The sequence below is a fragment of the Dyella acidiphila genome (genome assembly GCF_014863405.1).
In the GTDB taxonomy this organism is placed as follows: Bacteria; Pseudomonadota; Gammaproteobacteria; order Xanthomonadales; family Rhodanobacteraceae; genus Dyella_B; species Dyella_B acidiphila.
On the sequence record NZ_JACZZA010000010.1, the window covers coordinates 119,714 to 138,695 of the forward strand.

Consider the following 18,982-nt stretch of genomic DNA (forward strand, 5'->3'; position numbering starts at 1 on the left):
TCAGGCGTCGCCTTCTTCCAGATCGAGCGACTTCACCAGCACCGCAGCCTGGGTGCGCGAGCGGCATTCGAGCTTGGCCAGCACCGCCGTCACATGAATTTTCACCGTGTTTTCCGCCAGGCCCAGGCGATCGGCGATCTGCTTGTTGAGCAGGCCTTCGGCCAGCAGCATCAGCACCCGGAACTGTTGCGGCGTCAGCTGGGCGAAGCGCACCGCCAGCGCCGCATCCTGTTCGCTGCGTTCGGCCCGCGTGGATTCAAACCACAAGCCGCCGTCCAGCACACGCCGCACCGCTTCGTTGAGCTGCTCGGCCGGCGCGGCCTTGGACACGAAGCCGGCCGCGCCGAACTGCTGCGCGCGGCGCACCGTGCGCGGGCGGTCATCCGAGGAGATCACCATCACCGGCAGATCCGGCCGCTCGGCGCGCAGCCACAGCAGCGACGAGAAGCCGATCGCACCTGGCATGGTCAGGTCGAGCAACACCAGGTCGACTTCCGGCAACTGCGCCAGGCTGGCTTCGAGCGTGCTCTGGCTGGAGGCCTCCACCACCCGGCACGCATCGATGGCGCCCAATGCCTGCACCATCGCGGAGCGGAACATCGGATGGTCGTCGGCGACGAGGATGGTTACCGCGTGATCGGACATGAGGCTGGGCCAGTGCACCGTGTGGCCGACACTATAGCGATTCGTTGCGCGCATCCGAGCGCGCCAGCTCGCGGTAGGCCCGCGGCGTCATGCCCACGGTGGCCTTGAACTGGCGCGCGAACGCGCTCTGGTCGACAAAGCCGCAGGCCACGCCGATCGCTGCGATGCTGTCGTCGGCGTGCAGCAGGCGCATCGCCGCCTCGATGCGCAGCTTGGTCAGCACCTGCTGCGGTGTCAGCTGGAAGACGCGGCGAAAATGCCGCTCCAGCTGCGCGATCGACAATTCCGCCAGCTCGGCCAGCGCCTGCACGCGAATGCCTTCGGCGTAGTTCTGCTGCATATGGGTCAACACGCGGCGCAGCCGGTCGTAGGTGGGATGACGCCCGTCCGGCAGGCCCAGGTCGCGCGAGATGCCGATCACGCCGCAAATCTTGCCGCGCACCAGCAGCGGACGCTTGCAGGTCAGGCACCAGCCAGGCGTGCGGTTGGCGAAAATATGCACTTCCAGCTGGTTCTCGATGATCTCGCCCGCCAGCACGCGCTTGTCCTGCGCCGCGTAGGAGCCGCCCATGGTGCTGGGAAACAGCTCCGTCACGCTCTTGCCGATCACTTCGCTGCGCTGCTTCAGCCCCAGCCGCCGCACCAGAGTCTGGTTGGCGTGGGTGTAGCGTCCGGCGGAATCCTTGACGAAGAACACCACGTCGGGCAACACATCGAACAAGGGCTCCAGCTCATCGGCGGAAATCTTCATGCGGGTATCGGACTGCCTGGGGTGGCGACGCTGGCGTCGGGGGAAGACTTCGCATGCGGCGAAACTGCATCATTACCGGCCTTTTGCCCATATTTGCAAGTGCCGGTGCACCTATGAATTGCCGCAGGGCAACACGGCCATTTGTGCCAAATTCCGCACGCCAGCACGGCAAGCCTTTCTAGACGCTCGGGCGCCGCCGCCACGAACATGCCCGGCATGCATATCATCGACTTCATCGATTCGCACACCGGCGGCGAACCTACCCGGGTGGTGTTGTCCGGCTTCCCCGACCTGGGCCATGGCTCGCTGGCCGAGCGGCGCAGGATCTTTCGCGAACGCTACGATCACTGGCGCCAGGCGATCGCCTGCGAGCCGCGCGGCTCGGACACCATGGTCGGCGCCCTGCTGCTGCCCCCGCAGGATCCACGCGCCTGTGCCGGCGTGATCTATTTCAATAACGCCAACTACCTGGGCATGTGCGGCCACGGCACCATCGGCGTGATCCGCACCTTGCAGCATCTGGGGCGGATCGAGCCCGGCCGGCATTTCCTGGAAACGCCGGTCGGCACCGTAGGCATCGAGCTGCATGCGGACGGACGCGTGTCGATCGACAACGTCGAAAGCTATCGCCATGCCAAGGATGTGCAGCTGGATGTGCCCGGTTACGGCGCCGTGCGCGGTGACGTGGCCTGGGGCGGCAACTGGTTCTTCATCAGCAACGACTGCCCGCTGCCGCTGACCCTGGCCAACCAGCGCGCGCTCACGGTGTATACCGAAGCCATCCGCCTCGCGCTGGAAGCCAACGGTATCCGCGGCGCCGACGATGCCGAGATCGATCACATCGAGCTCAATGCGCCATCCGGCCTGCCCGCTGCCGACGCGCGCAATTTCGTGCTGTGCCCGGGCCTCGCCTACGACCGCTCGCCCTGCGGCACCGGCACCAGCGCCAAGATCGCCTGCCTGGCCGAAGACGGCAAGCTCGCACCCGGCCAAGTGTGGCGCCAGGCCGGCATCCTCGACAGCATCTTCGAAGCGCAATACGCCGCCGGCACACGCGGCGTGCTGCCGCGCATCACCGGCAGCGCGCATGTCACCGCCAAGGGCCAGTTGCTGATCGATCCCGATCACGACCCGCTGGCCTGGGGCATCGGCGCGGCGTGAACAGCTACGACCTGATCATCGTCGGCGCCGGCATTGTCGGCACCGCGTGCGCGGACTATGCGAGCGAACAAGGCTTGCGCGTGGCCATCGTCGAACCCGGCACGATCGGGGGCGGCGCCACCGCGGCCGCGATGGGTCATCTGGTCGCGATGGACGACGATCCGGCCGAACTGGCGCTTGCGCACTATTCGCTGCAACTGTGGGAAGCCTTCACCGGCGTGCCGCAGCTCGAATACAGCCGCTGCGGCACGTTGTGGGTGGCGGCGAACGAGCGCGAATACGCGCTGATCCCGACCAAGATCGCGCGCCTGGCGGCTGCCAGCATCAAGGCGGAACTGATCGAACGCGAGCGGCTTTATCAGCTGGAACCGGCACTCGCAGCGGGACTGGCCGGCGGCATGCTGGTGGCGCGTGAAGCGGTGATCTATCCGCCGGCTGCCGCGCGCCATTTTCTCGACCGTGCACTCGCGCGCGGCACGGTACTGCATCGCAGCCATGCCACCGCGATCAACCATACCGGCTTGCAGCTGGCCGATCACAGCCTGCTCAGCGGCCCCGTGCTGGTCGCCACCGGATGCGCGTTGCCGCAGTTGCTGCCGCAATTGCCGATGCGTGCGCGCAAGGGACACCTGGTCATCACCGATCGCTATCCCAACCTGGTGCATCACCAACTGCTCGAACTCGGCTATGCGGACAGCGCGCATGGCGATGCCGACAGCAGCGTCGCCTTCAATATCCAGCCGCGTCCCACCGGACAGATTCTGATCGGCTCTTCGCGCGAATATGGCAGTACCGCAGCCGATGTGTCGATGGCCACGGTGACGCGCATGCTGCAGCGTTGCTTTCGCTACCTGCCGGCGCTGCGCCAATTGCAGGCTGTGCGGATCTGGACCGGCTTCCGTCCGGTCAGCGCCGATGGCCTGCCGTATCTGGGCCGCGTGCCCGGCCAGGCGGAAGTGTGGGTGGCGGCCGGCCATGAAGGTCTCGGCGTCAGCACGTCGCTGGGCAGCGCGCGGCTGGTGATCGATCAATTGCTGGGCCGCGCCACCGCCATCGATGCGCGTCCCTACGATCCTGCCAGGATCGCTGCATGAGTGCGGCGCGCCTCACCATCGACATCAACGGCCACGCACTGGAAGTGGCCGAAGGCATCAGCGTGGCCGCGGCCATCGCCATACTCGGCCTGCCGTTCCGCCGCTCGGTCGGCGGCCAGTGGCGTGCACCGTTGTGCGGCATGGGCGTGTGCTTCGAATGCCGCGTACGCATTGACGGCCTGGCACAGCAACGCGCCTGCATGACCATCGTGCGCGCAGGCATGCAGGTGTGCACCGATGACTGAGCGCTACGACATCGCCGTGGTCGGCGCCGGGCCGGCCGGCCTGGCCGCCGCGCTTGCCGCCGCCACGCATGGTGCCCGCGTAGCCTTGATCGATGCGCAGGCGCATGCGGGCGGCCAGGTCTGGCGCAAGGATGTCGCGCATGGCTGGCCGCGCCGCGCGCAAGCCGCCATTACCCAGGCGCTGCATCATCCGCACGTGACATGGCTGGCGCAGACGCAGGTCGTGCATGCCGATCCACACAGTCTGCTGCTGGAAAGCGCAGTCGGCGCGCAGCGTATCGACTACGCAGCACTGGTGCTGGCCAACGGCGCGCGCGAACTGTTGCTGCCCTTCCCCGGCTGGACGCTGCCCGGCGTTACCGGAGCGGGCGCCCTGCAGGCATTGGCCAAGCAGGGTTGGCCGCTGCAGGGACGGCGCGTGGTGATTGCCGGCAGCGGTCCGCTGCTGCTGGCGGCAGCGGCTACGGCGCGGCGGCATGGTGCGCATGTGCTGGGCATCTACGAACAAGCCGATGCGGCAAACGTGCAGCGATTCGCGCGCAGCCTCTGGCGCTGGCCGCAAAAAGCCATGCAGGCGGCGTTGTTGCGCGGGCAGCTGGCAGGCATTCCTTATCGCTGCGGCAGCGTGGTGCGCACGGCGCATGGTGACAGTGCGCTGCGTGCCGTCACCGTCGAAAGCGCACGCGGCAGCGAGCGCCTGGATTGCGATCAGCTCGCCGTGGGCTACGGGCTGGTGCCGAATACCGAACTGGCGCAATCGCTCGGCTGCCGCCTGCGGCAACAGGGCGTTCATGCCAGCGTCGAAGTCGACGCCATGCAGCGCAGCAGCGTGGCGCATATTTATGCCGCGGGCGAACAGTGCGGCATCGGCGGACGCGACAGCGCGTGGCTGGAAGGCAGCATCGCCGGACATGCCGCCGCCGGCGCGCCGGCCGCAGCCTCCTTGCTCCGGCAGCAACGCCATGCACGCGCTTTCGCCCAGGCCCTGGAGACGCATTTTGCGCTGCAGCCGCGCGTACGCACGCTGGCGCAGCCCGATACCTTGATCTGCCGCTGCGAAGACATCTCCCTGCAGGCGCTGGATGGCTACAGCGACGCACGCAGCGCCAAGCTCGCCACCCGCTGCGGCATGGGCGCCTGCCAGGGCCGCATCTGCGGTGCGGCGCTAGCCGAACTCGGCCGCTTTCCGCGCAGCGGCACGCGGCCGCCACTGTTTCCCGCCCGGCTGGCCAGCCTGGGCGACAACCTCTCCGACAACCACCGGGAATCTTCCGTATGAGCACTACCAGCATGTGGCACGGCGTACTGCCCGCCATCACCACGCCCTTCACCGCCGACGGCAAGGTCGATCACGCCTTCCTGGCCAAGCATGCGCTGCAATTGATCGATGCCGGCTGCAAAGGCATCGTGCCGCTGGGTTCGCTGGGCGAAGCGGCCACGCTGAGCTTCGACGAGAAGCTGGACATTCTGCGCACCCTGGTAAAAGCGCTGGACGGCCGTGCACCGGTGATCCCCGGCATTGCCTCGCTGTCGACCGATGAAGCCGTGCGCCTGGCGCAGGCTGCCAAGGCAATCGGCTGCAGCGGCCTGATGGTGTTGCCGCCGTATGTGTACTCCACCGACTGGCGCGAAATGGGTGCGCATGTGCGCGCGGTGATCGGCGCCACCGATCTGCCGTGCATGCTCTACAACAACCCGGTTGCCTACAAGACCGACTTCACGCCCGCACAGATGGCCGAACTGGCCGCCGCATTCCCCAACCTGCAAGCGGTAAAGGAATCTTCCGGCGACGTACGCCGCTTTGCCGGTATCAGCGCCTTGCTGGGCGATCGCCTGCAATTGCTGGTAGGCATGGACGATGCGATCGTCGAAGGCGTGGCGATGGGTGCGGTGGGCTGGATTGCCGGCCTGGTGAATGCATATCCGAAGGAATCGGTGAAGCTGTTCGAACTGGCGCGCGATGGCGGCCCGAAGGCAGCCGCAGCGTTGTATGCATGGTTCCTGCCGCTGCTGCGCCTGGATACGGTGCCGACCTTTGTGCAGCTGATCAAGCTGGTGCAGGAAAAGACCGGCACGGGCAGCGAACGCGTGCGCGCGCCGCGCTTGCCGGTGGCCGGCACGGAACGCGAGCAGGCATTGAAAGTGATTGAACACGCCATGGCGACCAGGCCGCAGCTGTAATGCAAGCTGCCGCTCCGTTGCCGTCATTGCCGCTTGCGCGGCAATGACGGCAAGCAAGAAGCATCGGTCGACAACGCGCCGCTTGATACAACGAGGCAACACCCATGAGTACGTTTGAACCTGTATTGATCGCCGGCAGCTGGCGCCCCTCGGCCGATGCCCAGGACGGATTTCGCGCCAACGACCCCGCCCGCGCCGAAGCGATCGGCCCCAGCTTCCCGGTCAGCGGCCGCGCCGATATCGAAGCCGCATTGCGCGCCGCCAGCGACGCTGCGGATGCGCTGGCCAACGCAGCGCCCTCGCACATCGCCGATTTTCTGGACGCCTACGCCGCCGCCATCGATGCCGATGCCGACCGGCTGGTGGCACTCGCACACGCCGAAACCGCCCTGCCCGCCGAACCGCGCCTGCGCTCGGTGGAATTGCCGCGCACCAGCAACCAGCTGCGGCAGGCAGCCCAGGCGGTACGCGGCTATGCATGGACCGATCCGGTGATCGACACGCGTAACGGCTTGCGTGCGCATCGCGCACCGCTGCACAAGCCGGTGCTGGTATTCGGCCCGAATAATTTTCCGTTCGCCTTCAACGCCATCGCGGGCAGCGATTTCGCCTCGGCGATCGCCGCGCGCAATCCGGTGATCGCCAAGGCGCACCCGTCGCATCCGGCCACCAGCCAGCGGCTCGCGCAGCTGGCGCACGATGCATTGAAGGCCAGCGGCTTGCCGGCTAGCGCAGTGCAAATGCTGTATCACTTCGATAATGCCCAGGGCCTGGCGCTGGCCGGCGATACACGCCTGGGTGCAATCGGCTTTACCGGCAGCCGTGCCGGCGGACTCGCGCTGAAGGCGGCGGCCGACAAGGCCGGCGTGCCGATGTATGCGGAGCTTTCCAGCGTCAATCCAGTCTTCGTGCTGCCCGGCGCACTGGCCGAGCGCGGCGACGCGTTGGCGCAGGAATTTTTCAACTCCTGCACGATGGGCAGCGGGCAGTTCTGTACCAATCCGGGTGTGCTGATCGTGCCGCAAGGTGCGGCCGGCGATGCGTTCGTCCATACCGCCACGCAATGGTTCGCCGGCAGCCCGCCCAAGGTGCTGTTCTCGCACGGCGTGCAGCAGAACCTGGCGCGGGCGCTGGCAGATCTGTTGGCCGCCGGTGCCGAATTGCTGGCCGGCGGCGATAGCGCCACCGGCTATCAGTTCCAGCCCAGCCTGTTGCTGGTCGACGGCGAGGTGTTCCTGGCGCATGCGCAGGCCTTGCAGGCGGAAGCCTTCGGTCCGGTCAGCCTGGTGGTGCGCAGTGCGGATGTGCAGGCGATGGCAGCGATTGCCGCCGCCTTCGAAGGCAATCTCACCGGCACCATCTATCGTGCGGCGGACGGCAGCGACGATGCGCAGTGGCAGACAGTGGCCGCGAATCTGCGCGCACGCGTCGGCCGCCTGATCGCCAACAAGATGCCCACCGGCGTAGCGGTAAGCCCGGCCATGAATCATGGCGGCCCGTATCCCAGTACCAGCCATGCCGGCTTCACCGCAGTTGGCATGCCGGCGGCGATCCATCGTTTCACCGCCCTGCACAGCTATGACGGCGTGCCCGATGCATTGCTGCCGCCCGAACTGCGCGACCGCAATCCCGGCGGCGTGCAGCGCCTGATCGACGGCCACTGGAGCGATCGCGACATCACTGCGTAAAGCACCCACCATCCCAGGGGTATCCGATGAAATCCATGCCGCTCGTGCTTCGCGTTGCCAGCGTCTTTGCGCTTTGCCTGCTGGTGGCCGCGCCCACCCTGGCAGCGGTCGACACAGACCAGCAGTTCCACGCGCTGTATACGCGCGAATGGCAATGGCGCCAGCAGCAATTCGCCGGTGCCGACGACGAGGACAGCCAGGGCAAGTCGGCCGCTCGCCTGCCGGCGGTGGACGCCGCCACGCAGGCGATGCGCGAGCAATACTGGCGCAACGTGCTCAAGCAACTCGACGCGATAGACCCACATCAGCTCGGCCCGGCGGATCAGGTCAACTACGAGGTCTACCGGCAGCAGATCCAGGTGCTGTTGAACAACCAGCTCTTCAAGAGCTGGCAGATGCCGTTCAATGCCGACTCGGCGTTCTGGAGCAATCTGGGCTTTACCGCCCGCAGCACCTTCCACAACGAACGCGAATACCAGGATTACCTGGGCAAGCTGCACGATATCCCGCGCTACTTCGACGAGCAGATCGCCAACATGCGCCTGGGCATCGCGCGCGGCTTCACCCAGCCTGGCCTGGTCGTGCAGGGGCAGGAACCGTCGATCTCGGCGGTAGCCGATGCGCCGGGCGAGCAGAACATGTTCTACATGCCGTTCAAGCAGATGCCGTCGAACATCCCTGCCGCCGAACAAGCCACGCTGCGTGCGCAGGCGCTGGCGGCGATCAAGCAGCAGGTGATTCCCGCCTATGCCAAGTTGCTGGACTTCATGCGCAACGACTATCTGCCCAAGGCACGCACGTCGCTGGCGGCCGAAGATCTGCCGGACGGCAAGGCGTATTACCAGTCGCGGATTTTCGAATTCACCACGCTGGACATGAGTCCCGACGATATTCACGCGCTCGGCCTGAAAGAGATGGCCGGCATCCACCAGCAGATGCTGGACATCATCAAGCAGACCGGCTTCAAGGGCAGCTTTGCCGACTTCCTGCACTTCCTGCGCACCGATCCGCAGTTCTATGCCAAGACGCCGGACGAACTGCTCAAGGACGCGGCGTGGATCGCCAAGGAAGTGGATGGCGAGGTTGGCGATTACATCGGCCGCCTGCCACGGCGACGCTTTGCGATCAAACCGGTACCGGCCGACCTGGCCCCGATCTATACCGGCGGACGCGGTGGCCCCGGCATCTATCTGGTCAACACCTATGACCTGCCGGCGCGCCCGCTGTATTCACTGCCGGCGCTGACCCTGCACGAATCCTCGCCCGGCCACGCGCTGCAGATGCCGCTGGCCGAAGAAATGGAAGGCCTGCCGGATTTTCGTCGCTACAGCTATATCTCCGCCTACGGCGAGGGCTGGGCGCTGTATTGCGAATACCTGGGCCAGGAAATGGGCATGTACCAGACGCCCTACGAACGCTTCGGCTATCTGAGCTACCAGGCCTGGCGCGCCGCGCGCCTGGTGGTGGATACCGGCCTGCATCATCTGCACTGGACGCGCGAACAGGCGCAGGATTATCTGCGCCAGAACACTGCGCTGGCCGATCATGAAATCCAGACCGAAGTGGACCGCTATATCGCCTGGCCGGGCCAGGCGCTGTCGTATTACCTGGGCGAGATGGCGATACGCGAAGACCGCGCACGCGCGGAAAAAGCGCTGGGCGCGAAGTTCGATATCCGCGCGTTCCACGATGCGGTGCTGTCGACCGGCTCGGTACCGTTGCCGGTGTTGAACCAGCGCATCGATCAGTTCATTGCCGGCGGCGGGAAGTCGCCGTATGCGACACATTAATTGACCTCTCCTGCTCGGCGGGGCGGGAGTAACGCAACGGCACGGGGAGCCATCCATGGGTTTGATCCACGACATGACTCGACGCAAATCCGTCGAGGCGATGCAGCAGGAAGCCGGCGAGCGCAGCGGACTGCGGCGCGTGCTCGGCCTGTGGCAGCTCACCGCAATCGGCCTGGGCGGCATCATCGGCGTCGGCATCTTTGTGCTTACCGGCACGGTCGCCGCGACCCAGGCCGGCCCGGCGGTGGTGCTGTCGTTCCTGCTCGCCGGCATCGCCAGTGCGGCGGCGGCGCTGTGCTATGCGGAATTCTCCGGACTGATTCCCGTCTCCGGCAGCGCCTACACCTACGGCTACGCGGTGCTCGGCGAATTCGCCGGCTGGATCATCGGCTGGGATCTGTTGCTTGAATACGCCCTGATTGCCGCGGTGGTCGCGGCGGGCTGGTCGGGCTATGTGCAGGCACTGTTGAACGCCGCCGGCATGCCGCTGCCGGTGTGGGCGCAAGGTGCCTACGGCTCTGCGCCCGGACGCCTGTTCGATTTGCCCGCGGTCGTGATCTCGGTGGCGATCACCGCGCTGCTGGCCATGCGCATGCAATGGGGCGCGCGCTTCAACACCTTGATCGTGGCGATCAAGATCGCCGCCGCGGCACTCATCGTGATTGCCGGCGTGGCCTATGTGAAACCCGAACGCTGGCATCCGTTCATGCCGTTCGGCGTGCACGGCGTGGTAACCGGCGCGGCCGTGGTGTTCTTTGCCGTATTCGGCTACGACATGCTGACCACGGCGGCGGAAGAATCGCGCCAACCGCAGCGCGACCTGCCGCGCGCCGTACTGCTTTCGCTGGGCATTGCGATGGTGCTGTACTTCGCCATCTGCCTGGTGCTGACCGGCATCGTGCCTTACACCAGCTTGAACAATCCCGCCCCGGTTGCCGGCGCCTTCAGCGCGATCGGCATGCCGCGGGTAATGGTGATTATTTCGCTGGCCTCGATCTGCGGCATCACTAGCGTGATCTTCGCCAACTTGCTGGCCGGCGCGCGCATCTGGTTTGCGCTCTCGCGCGACGGCCTGCTGCCCAGCTGGTTTGCCAAGGTGCATCCGCGCTGGCACACGCCGCATCGCACCACCTTCTTGCTGGGCACGGTCACCGCGGTGGCATCGGGGCTGTTTCCGCTCGACGAACTGGCCAAGCTGGTCAATATCGGCGTGCTCGGCGCCTTTATCGTGATCTGCACTGCGGTAGCCGTACTGCGCTGGCGCCAGCCGCAACTGCCGCGCCCGTTCCGCACCCCGCTGGTGCCGCTGGTGCCCTTGATCGGCGTGGGCTTTTCCTGCTGGCTGATCTGGGGCCTGCCCAGCATTACCTACTGGCGTTTCGCGCTGTGGCTGCTCATCGGGTTGCTGGTGTATTTCGGCTATGGCCGGCGCCACAGTCATCTCGGCCAGGCGGAGAGTCGCACGCAGTATGCAAAATTCCGCACGGACGATGGCTGATTTCGCCAAGACGTTGCCATGCACCTCACCCACTATCCGCACAGGCCCGTGTACGTTGCCACCCGCGCCGTCCGCCAACTCCGGCGTAACTCCCTAGTGCGTGCACGGGCCTGTTTTTTTCTCCTCGCACACGGTACGGCCATGCGCCGTAGCCGGAGGTATTGAGCGTGGATCGCCGACGTTTCCTGCAAGGCATCGCTGCCACCGGCGCAGCGGTGGGACTGGGCGGCGCCGGCCGCAGCGCGTTTGCCGATACTTCTTCCACAGCTATTGCGCGCAACGGGCCGCCGCCGCGCGTGGCTACGAACAGTCTTTCGCTGCATGGCCATACGGCACTGGGCGGCTTCGGCGAAGCAGGCAGCGATTGGCAGGTTTATGAAGACCTGCGCGATGCGCACGGCGCCATCACCCTGGTCTGTGGCGAGCAGGCCTGCGTGCTGGGCAAGCGCACCGAGCCGGTACATGCCGAGTCCGGCGCGCCCTATCTCGGCCTCAAGCTGGCGGATATCGCACTGGCCGAAGCGGATCTGCTGGCAGACCGGCTGCTGCGCCACGGCGAACCCGACGAAGACGAAGTGCGCCGCGCCGCACCGCCGCCGGCTTCGCAACTCAATCCGGAGAACTATTACGGCCGGCTGCCGTGGACCACCCTGGTCGGCACGCGCCAGTGCGCGGACACCATGCCGGTCTACACCTCGGGCAGCACGCGCACTTACCACACCGACCAGGTCTTCCCCGAATTGCACGACCCGCAGCGCGTGGCACGGCGCAGCGAAGGCTTGCTCGGCGGTTGGTTGCCGGCCGTGCACAAAGTGGTGCCGATCGACGCTGGCCGCTGGTACGACGTGCTGGTATTCGCCGATGTCGATGCGAACGACCGCTTCGTGGTGCAGACCTGGCACCGCACGGCGCGAATCGAACACGGCCGCATCAGCCAGGTCAGCTACGGCCACAGTTATCCTGCCTATCCGCCGCGCCGGCAGCCGCCGGATGCGGCCGCGTTTTATCGCGCATTGCTGCGCTTTCACGATGCCTGGCAACACGAACTGGCCGATGCCTGCCCGGCCACCTTGCCGGCGGCCGGCTGGGCCGAGATGGCGCGCCATGCCTTCGCACGCGAGCTGGTAGTGCGTCCCGGCGGCGTCTATCCCAAATACGGCGCGGTCGATCGCGACTACTACGGCAACGAATACGACGGCTTCCAGGACACCTTTACCAGCTCGCTCTACGCCAATCTCGAATGGGGTCGCTACGCCCAGGCCGCAGCGGTGCTGGACGAATACTTCAGCGATTTCGTGCAGGCCGACGGCATGATCAATATGCGCGGCGCCGAGACCGCGCAGTTCGGCCTGACCCTGTCGCTGCTGGCACGCTATTTCCGCTACACGCAGGATGCCGCGCTGCTGCTCAAACACCGCGCCAAGATCGAAGCCACTGCCCAGCTGCTGCTGGAACTGCACGACGAAAGCCTGCGCCTGGCCGCGGATGATCCCGGCCATGGACTGATCCACGGCTGGAACGAATCGGATGCCTGCCTGTTTCCCGATCCCACGCTGTGGTGGAAACCGTATTACGCCAACAGCGCGATGGCCGCACGCGGCCTGGGCGATATCGCACTGATATGGCCGCAGATCGCTGGCAACCCGGCAGCAGCAACCCAGTGGCAGCAACGCTCTGCCCTGCTCGCCGCGCAAGTGGAAAAAACCTTGCGCGCGAATATCCGCCACGATCTTTCGCCGCCGTATATCGGCCCATTGCCTGGCGTGAAGCTCACCTTCCGCGAATCGCTGGCGCAGGAAAAACCCAGCGAACAGCAATGGCCGCACCGCGCCTACGCCGAGCTGCTGCAAGCCGATGTACTGCCGGACGAACTGGCGCAACTGGTGATCGACTGCATGCGCGGACACGGCGCCACCAGCATCGGCGTAGTCGCCAATGTCGGACCGGTGGCGCCGGATGGACGCGATATCCTGGGCTTTATCTCCTACGGTTATGCACAGCAACTGCTGCGACTCAACCGCATCGACGAATACCTGTTATTCCTCTATGCGCATCGGCATCACGCGCATACGCCGGGCAGCTGGACCGCAGGCGAAGTGTCGGATATCAGCGGCGGCATGCCGCTGTTCTGCATGCCGGCGCAGCTGACCACCCCGCTGCTGTTGCGCTGGATGCTGGTATTCGAAGACAGCACCGGCCACACGCTGTATCTGGGACGCGCCATTCCCCGCGCCTGGATGGGCAGCGGCCAGGTTATCGCGATCAGCGATGCGCCCACCCGCTGGGGCCGTACCGGCCTGCATTGGCAAGCCATCGAAGGCGGCATGCAATGCACCGTCAGCCTGCCCGAGCGCGAAGCGCCGCCCGCGGTATGGTTGAGCCTGCGCCTGCCGCAAGGCCGCGCACGGCGTGATGTGCATGTGAACGGCGCCAGCGCAGCCGCTGCCGATCTGCACGACGATGCGCTGCGCCTGCGTGGTGCGCCCGGCGAACGCATCACGGTAACGCTGCATTTCGCCTGACGGCGTGGCTTGCGCGATGCTTGCATCGTCATGCCACATACAACGCGCGGCTGTGCGTCCAAACCCGTCTAAACAGCGATGCGGTGATTTTTTTATGCGAAATTCCGCATGCAAGTACCGCAATTGACACAAGACGCGCCGAAGAATGTTACGGCACGATGAAATCACGTTTGAGGATGTGCATCGACAACGCCGCGGGCTGCATGCGCGGCATCCACCATGACTTCCAGGAATGGCATGCACGACGGGGAAGAGCAACGCAGACGTTTCTTGAAAGGTGCCGCCGCCGCATTGGCCACCGCGGCGATCGCGCCGGTGCGCGCCTTCAGTCCCGACCTGGCCGAGCCGGATAAAACCGCCACCGCGGCCGCGACGCAAGCCATCGCCGATCAACCGGTACGTTGCATGCAGCCGTTTGCGCTGAACCGGGTGAAGCTGCTGGACAGCGACTTCGCGCGTGCCACTGCGATCAATCTGCGCTACTTGCAAAGCCTGCCGGTAGATCGGCTGGCCCATAGCTTCCGCATCCAGGCCGGCCTGCCCTCGTCGGCTACACCGCTCGGCGGCTGGGAAAAACCGGATTGCGAACTGCGCGGCCATTTCAGCGGCGGCCATTATCTTTCGGCGGCGGCGCTGGCTTATGCCAGCGAAGGCGACGAGGTACTCAAGACCCGCGGCGACCAGCTGGTGGCCGCGCTCGCCGCCTGCCAGCAGCGTAACGGTTATCTCAGCGCCTTCCCCGACAGTTTCTTCGACCGCCTGAGCAGCGGGCAGAAGGTGTGGGCGCCGTTCTACACGCTGCACAAGATCCAGGCCGGCATGCTCGATATGTATCGCCTGGCCAGCAACCCGCAGGCGCTGCAAGTAGCCACCGGCATGGGCGACTGGATCGTGCGCTGGCTCAACGGTTACTCCGATGTGCAGATGGCGCACATTCTCAAGACCGAGTACGGCGGCATCAACGATTCCATGTATGAGCTGTATGCGATCACCGGCAACGAGCGCTATCGCGACGCCGCGCATCGCTTCGACCAGGCCTCGCTGTTCGATCCCCTCGCCGCCTACCGCGACGAACTGCAAGGCCTGCACAGCAATACCCAGATCCCCAAGATCATCGGCGCCGCACGCCGCTACGAACTGACCGGCGAACCGCGCTACCGCCGCATCGCCGAGTTCTTCTGGGAGACCGTCACCCAGCACCGCAGCTACGCCACCGGCGGCTCCAGCAACGACGAATTCTGGAAGACCGGCCCCGGCGACCTGAAAGACCAGCTCGGCCTCTACAGCGCCGAATCCTGCGTGGCCTACAACCTGCTCAAGCTCACCCGTCACGTATACAGCTGGAACGGCGATCCGCGCGCGTTCGACTATTACGAGCGCACGCTGTACAACGCGCGCCTGGGCAGCCAGGACGCCCAGGGACTGAAGCTGTATTACTACCCGCTGCGCGCCGGCTCGGTGAAATACTTCAACTCACCTACCGACTCGTTCTGGTGCTGCACGGGCAGCGGCGCGGAAGAATTCGCGCGCTTCAACGACAGCATTTATTTCCACGACGAGCGGGATCTGTACGTCAACCTGTTTATCCCCTCCGAGCTGGACTGGCGCGAGCACGGTCTGGTGCTGCGCCAGGAAACGGCTTTCCCACGCGAACCGCGCACCCGCCTGCGCCTGCAGCTGACGCAGCCGACAAGCTTCGCCTTGCACGTACGCATTCCGGCCTGGATCGGCCCTGGCGCGCGCATCAAGCTCAACGGCGAAGCGCTGGATGCCTTCGCTTCGCCCGGCAGCTATTTCAGTCTGCAACGCGAATGGCACAACGGCGACCAGCTCGAGCTGGAACTGCCGATGCAGCTGCACAGCGTAGCGCTGCCCGGCGACGACAGCCTGCAGGCCATGCTGTATGGGCCGCTGGTGCTCGCCGCCAATTTCGGCAGCCACGGCGTGACGCATGGCATGCAGTATTGCGACTATGACGCTGAGCCCCATCCCGAACCTGCCGCGATGCCTGCGCCGCGGTTCACTGCGAAGCAGTCTTCCGATACCGGCTGGATGCGCGTGCTGTCCGCCGCGGAGCTGCGTTTCGAAGCCACCACCAGCCAGGGCACCGTGCCGGTTGCGCCGCTGAACCAGATCTACGGCGAGCGCTACGCGGTGTATTGGCAGAACCAGAACGACACGCCCGGCAGCGGCTGAGCGTGCCGCCTGCGCCGCCGCTGCGGCACAGGCACCCGTCACGACGGACAGCGGCGAGCGCTAGCCGCTGCCATCGCGATGCGTCATGGCCGGGTCTCAGCGCCTGGCCGCAACCGGGAAGCATCCGGAAAACCTCGCGCCTGCCGCCCTGAACCCGGGAGGGACCAGCACGCAGGCATGCAACACCGCCATCCGAATGCCGGCCGTCGGCGCATTGCCCGTGCCCGCGCATTCATTGCAGTGCCCTTGCATCACGTTGTGCCGCCACCGCCCAAGCCAGCGAGAACATCATGCCCATTACGAATGTCATCCGGTCCAGTCATCCACCTTGTCGACGCCAGGCCCTGATCGCCTGCGCTGTCCGCAGCACGCTCGCGCTTAGTGCATGCGGCAGCAGCGCACTGTATGCGCAAGACACCACCACACCAAGTCCGCCCGCGCAGACCGGCCAGGCCGCATCGAATGCAGCCAGGCCGGAGAAGGCCAAAAACCTCGACGCGGTAACCGTCACCGGCTCGCTGATCCGCCGCGTCGATACCGAAACGTCCAACCCGGTGCTCACCATCGACAGCAGCCAGATCGCCGCCAGCGGCAAGCCGACCCTGGGCGACCTGGTGCAGCAGCTGCCGTCGATCGCCGGCAACGCCACCAATCCGAATATCGACAATGGCGGCGGCACCGGCCAGTCCGCGGTGTCGCTGCGCGGCCTGGGCAGCAATCGCACGCTGATGCTGGTGGATGGCCGGCGCCTCGCCTACGAGGACATCAACAGCATTCCGGCCAATATGATCGAGCGCATCGAAGTGCTCAGCGACGGCGCCTCCTCGGTATATGGCTCCGATGCCATTGCCGGCGTGGTGAATTTCATCCTGAAGGATCACTACCAGGGCGTGCAGCTCAGCAGCGACTACGGCGAGAGCTCGCATGGCGACGGCAATCGCCGCAATTTCAGCTTTCTGGCCGGGCTGGCGGAAAAGCGCTTCAGCCTGATCTTCGGCACCACCCACCAGAGCGAGAACGAGATCGGCGCCGCGGCGCGCGATTACTCCCGTTACGAGCTGGCGCTGACCAATGGCCAGATCGTGCGGCTCGGTTCCTCCGCCACGCCCACCGGACAATTGGAAAATGCCAACGGCACCTATGTCACCTTGAACGGCGGTGTGCCCGGCATCACCACCCAGGCCGACTATCACCCGTACACCTCGGCCGACTCCTACAACTACCAGCCCTACAACCTGCTGCAGACACCGCAGGAGCGCACCAACCTGTCGATGCGCGGCACGTTCAAGATCGGCGCCAATACCGAAGCCTACCTGGATACGTTCTATACCAAGACAGCCTCCGCCTCGGTGATCGCGCCGGTGCCGATCTTCGCCAACTCGGACGATTTCCTGATCTCCAAGGACAACTACTACAACCCGTTCGGCATCAATTTCGGCACCGATCGTGTCAGCGGCCAGAGCTACAACGATTTCAATACGCGACTTACCTCGCTAGGCAACCGTGACTACGCCAACCAGACCTACGATCTGCAAGTGACGCCCGGCATCCGCGGCAGCTTCGGCGACAGCAGCTGGCAATGGAATGCCGATTTCAACTACGGCAAGGTGCGCCAGAAAACCGAGAATAATGGTTTTCTCGATTACGCCGGCTTCGAGCAGGCGGTGGGCCCGTCGTTCCTGAGCAGTGCCGGCGTGGTGACCTGCGGCACCGCCGCCAATCCGATCAGCAACTGCACGCCGATCAATATCTTCAACATCAACGACCCGAACACCATCGCCGCACTGAAGAAGTTGATCGTCAATCCGGTCACCACCTATGACTACAGCATGCGCCAGTTCGAACTCGGCGCGAACGGCGAGCTGTTCGATCTGCCGGCCGGACCGGTCAATCTGGCGGCAGGGTTTTCCTACCGGCACGAAACGCAGACGGATGGCACCGATACGCCCAGCGCCACCGCCATCAGCAACGGTCCGCTGGCCGGTCTGTGCGGGGTGATCGAGGATTGCGCCAGCGTGCTCAGCGGCGGCTATTCGGTGAAGGAAGCCTATGCCGAAACGCTGATTCCGATCCTCGCCAATCAGCCGTTCTTCTACGCCCTGAACCTGGATATCGGCTCGCGCTATTCGCGCTACAGCCTGTCCGGCAGCACCACCAACAGCAAGATCGCGCTGGAATGGCGGCCGGTGCAGGATCTATTGCTGCGCGGCACTGCCTCACAGGTGTTTCGCGCACCGAATATCAGCGAACTGTATTCCGGCACGGCCGGCGGTGCGCTGGCGGCTACCGATGTGTGCGACGGCTATACCGGCGGCCATCCGCAAGCCTGCGCCAACGTGCCCACCGACGGCAGCTTCCAGCAGATCAATCCGCAGATCGGCGTGCGCAGTTCGGGTTCGGTGCCGGCCGGCTACGACCTCAAGCCGGAATACGGCAAATCCTATGATTTGGGCTTGGTCTACAGCCCGCACTGGGTGCAGGGCCTGTCGCTCAGCGCCGATGCCTGGCGCATCCATCTCAACGACACCATCGTCGATGGACTCGACCCCACCACCATCATGAACGAGTGCTACTACAGTGACCGGCTGTGCAGCCTGATCAACCGCGCCGGCAACGGCCAGATCAGCTTTATCCAGTTGCCCACGGTCAACCTGGGCGAAACCTGGGCGGCCGGCATCGACTCCACCATCCAGTACAACCTGGCCACCGCCAACTACGGCAAATTCAACCTCAGCCTGCAAAGCACGTATATGCAGCGCTACGACGTCGACACCGCACCCGGCGATCCCAGCGTGCCGATCACCCATTGTGCCGGCACCTATTGCCCGGTCTACGGCGAATTCCCGCGCTGGCGCGGACTGGCCACGCTGAACTGGAGCGAGGGCGCGTGGAGCGCAAGCTGGACCATGCGCTATATCGGCCGCACCCAGGTCGGCAGTGCGGATCTGTCGCAAGGTTATTCGGCGGACGAAAGCCTGCCCGGCGTAGTGCATCCGATCGGCGCCTACGTCTATCACAATATTTCCGGCAGCTACGCCTTCGCCAAGTACCACACGACGTTGTCGGTGGGCATCGACAATCTTTCCAACAAGCAGCCGCCGATGTTCTACCAGTGGGGCAGCAACTCCAATACCGATGCGTATACCTATGACCTGATCGGACGCTATTACTGGATGCGCGCAACGCTGTCGTTCTGAACTCGGGAAAGCAA

General features: G+C 65.3%; 13 protein-coding genes. 11 read left to right on the top strand and 2 right to left on the bottom strand.

Annotated elements, in window-relative coordinates; genetic code table 11:
- Together IGX34_RS15935 and IGX34_RS15940 are read right to left on the bottom strand one after the other, a co-directional pair.
- The gene (locus IGX34_RS15935; protein ID WP_192556715.1) at positions 1-645 is read right to left on the bottom strand and encodes a response regulator; all 645 of its coding nucleotides are present in this window, start codon (positions 643-645) and stop codon (positions 1-3) included.
- Between the two features lie 31 nt (positions 646-676).
- Positions 677-1,396 (bottom strand): AraC family transcriptional regulator, encoded by a 720-nt coding sequence (locus tag IGX34_RS15940; RefSeq protein WP_192556716.1) that lies wholly within the window; start codon positions 1,394-1,396, stop codon positions 677-679.
- 216 nt (positions 1,397-1,612) lie between these two features.
- On the opposite strand from IGX34_RS15940, the gene IGX34_RS15945 reads away from it, so the two are divergent.
- The 11 genes from IGX34_RS15945 (at position 1,613) to IGX34_RS15995 (ending at position 18,968) form a co-directional block, all read left to right on the top strand.
- Positions 1,613-2,557: a 4-hydroxyproline epimerase gene (locus tag IGX34_RS15945; RefSeq protein ID WP_192556717.1), complete on the top strand. Its 945-nt coding sequence runs from the start codon at positions 1,613-1,615 to the stop codon at positions 2,555-2,557.
- Positions 2,554-3,651 carry an FAD-dependent oxidoreductase gene (locus IGX34_RS15950; protein WP_192556718.1) on the top strand — a complete coding sequence of 366 codons (1,098 nt, stop codon included), beginning with the start codon at positions 2,554-2,556 and terminating at the stop codon, positions 3,649-3,651. The genes IGX34_RS15945 and IGX34_RS15950 overlap by 4 nt, the downstream gene beginning before the upstream one ends.
- On the top strand, positions 3,648-3,896 hold the full coding sequence (locus tag IGX34_RS15955; RefSeq protein ID WP_192556719.1) for a (2Fe-2S)-binding protein: 249 nt from the start codon (positions 3,648-3,650) through the stop codon (positions 3,894-3,896). The genes IGX34_RS15950 and IGX34_RS15955 overlap by 4 nt, the downstream gene beginning before the upstream one ends.
- The gene (locus IGX34_RS15960; RefSeq protein WP_192556720.1) at positions 3,889-5,175 is read left to right on the top strand and encodes an FAD-dependent oxidoreductase; all 1,287 of its coding nucleotides are present in this window, start codon (positions 3,889-3,891) and stop codon (positions 5,173-5,175) included. Before IGX34_RS15955 ends, IGX34_RS15960 begins: the two co-directional genes overlap by 8 nt.
- Positions 5,172-6,077, top strand: coding sequence for a dihydrodipicolinate synthase family protein (locus IGX34_RS15965; RefSeq protein WP_192556721.1), 906 nt, complete (start codon positions 5,172-5,174; stop codon positions 6,075-6,077). Before IGX34_RS15960 ends, IGX34_RS15965 begins: the two co-directional genes overlap by 4 nt.
- 104 nt (positions 6,078-6,181) lie before the next feature.
- The gene (locus tag IGX34_RS15970) at positions 6,182-7,765 is read left to right on the top strand and encodes an aldehyde dehydrogenase family protein (protein WP_192556722.1); all 1,584 of its coding nucleotides are present in this window, start codon (positions 6,182-6,184) and stop codon (positions 7,763-7,765) included.
- Between the two features lie 35 nt (positions 7,766-7,800).
- Positions 7,801-9,555 (top strand): DUF885 domain-containing protein, encoded by a 1,755-nt coding sequence (locus tag IGX34_RS15975; protein WP_425598801.1) that lies wholly within the window; start codon positions 7,801-7,803, stop codon positions 9,553-9,555.
- A gap of 55 nt (positions 9,556-9,610) precedes the next feature.
- Complete coding sequence (locus IGX34_RS15980; RefSeq protein WP_192556724.1) at positions 9,611-11,053, top strand: amino acid permease; 1,443 nt, start codon at positions 9,611-9,613, stop codon at positions 11,051-11,053.
- A gap of 167 nt (positions 11,054-11,220) precedes the next feature.
- Positions 11,221-13,575 (top strand): glucosidase family protein, encoded by a 2,355-nt coding sequence (locus tag IGX34_RS15985; RefSeq protein ID WP_192556725.1) that lies wholly within the window; start codon positions 11,221-11,223, stop codon positions 13,573-13,575.
- A 270-nt stretch (positions 13,576-13,845) separates the two neighbouring features.
- Positions 13,846-15,771, top strand: coding sequence for a glycoside hydrolase family 127 protein (locus IGX34_RS15990; RefSeq protein WP_192556726.1), 1,926 nt, complete (start codon positions 13,846-13,848; stop codon positions 15,769-15,771).
- A 290-nt stretch (positions 15,772-16,061) separates the two neighbouring features.
- Positions 16,062-18,968 carry a TonB-dependent receptor gene (locus IGX34_RS15995; RefSeq protein ID WP_192556727.1) on the top strand — a complete coding sequence of 969 codons (2,907 nt, stop codon included), beginning with the start codon at positions 16,062-16,064 and terminating at the stop codon, positions 18,966-18,968.
- The last annotated feature ends 14 nt before the right edge of the window (positions 18,969-18,982 follow it).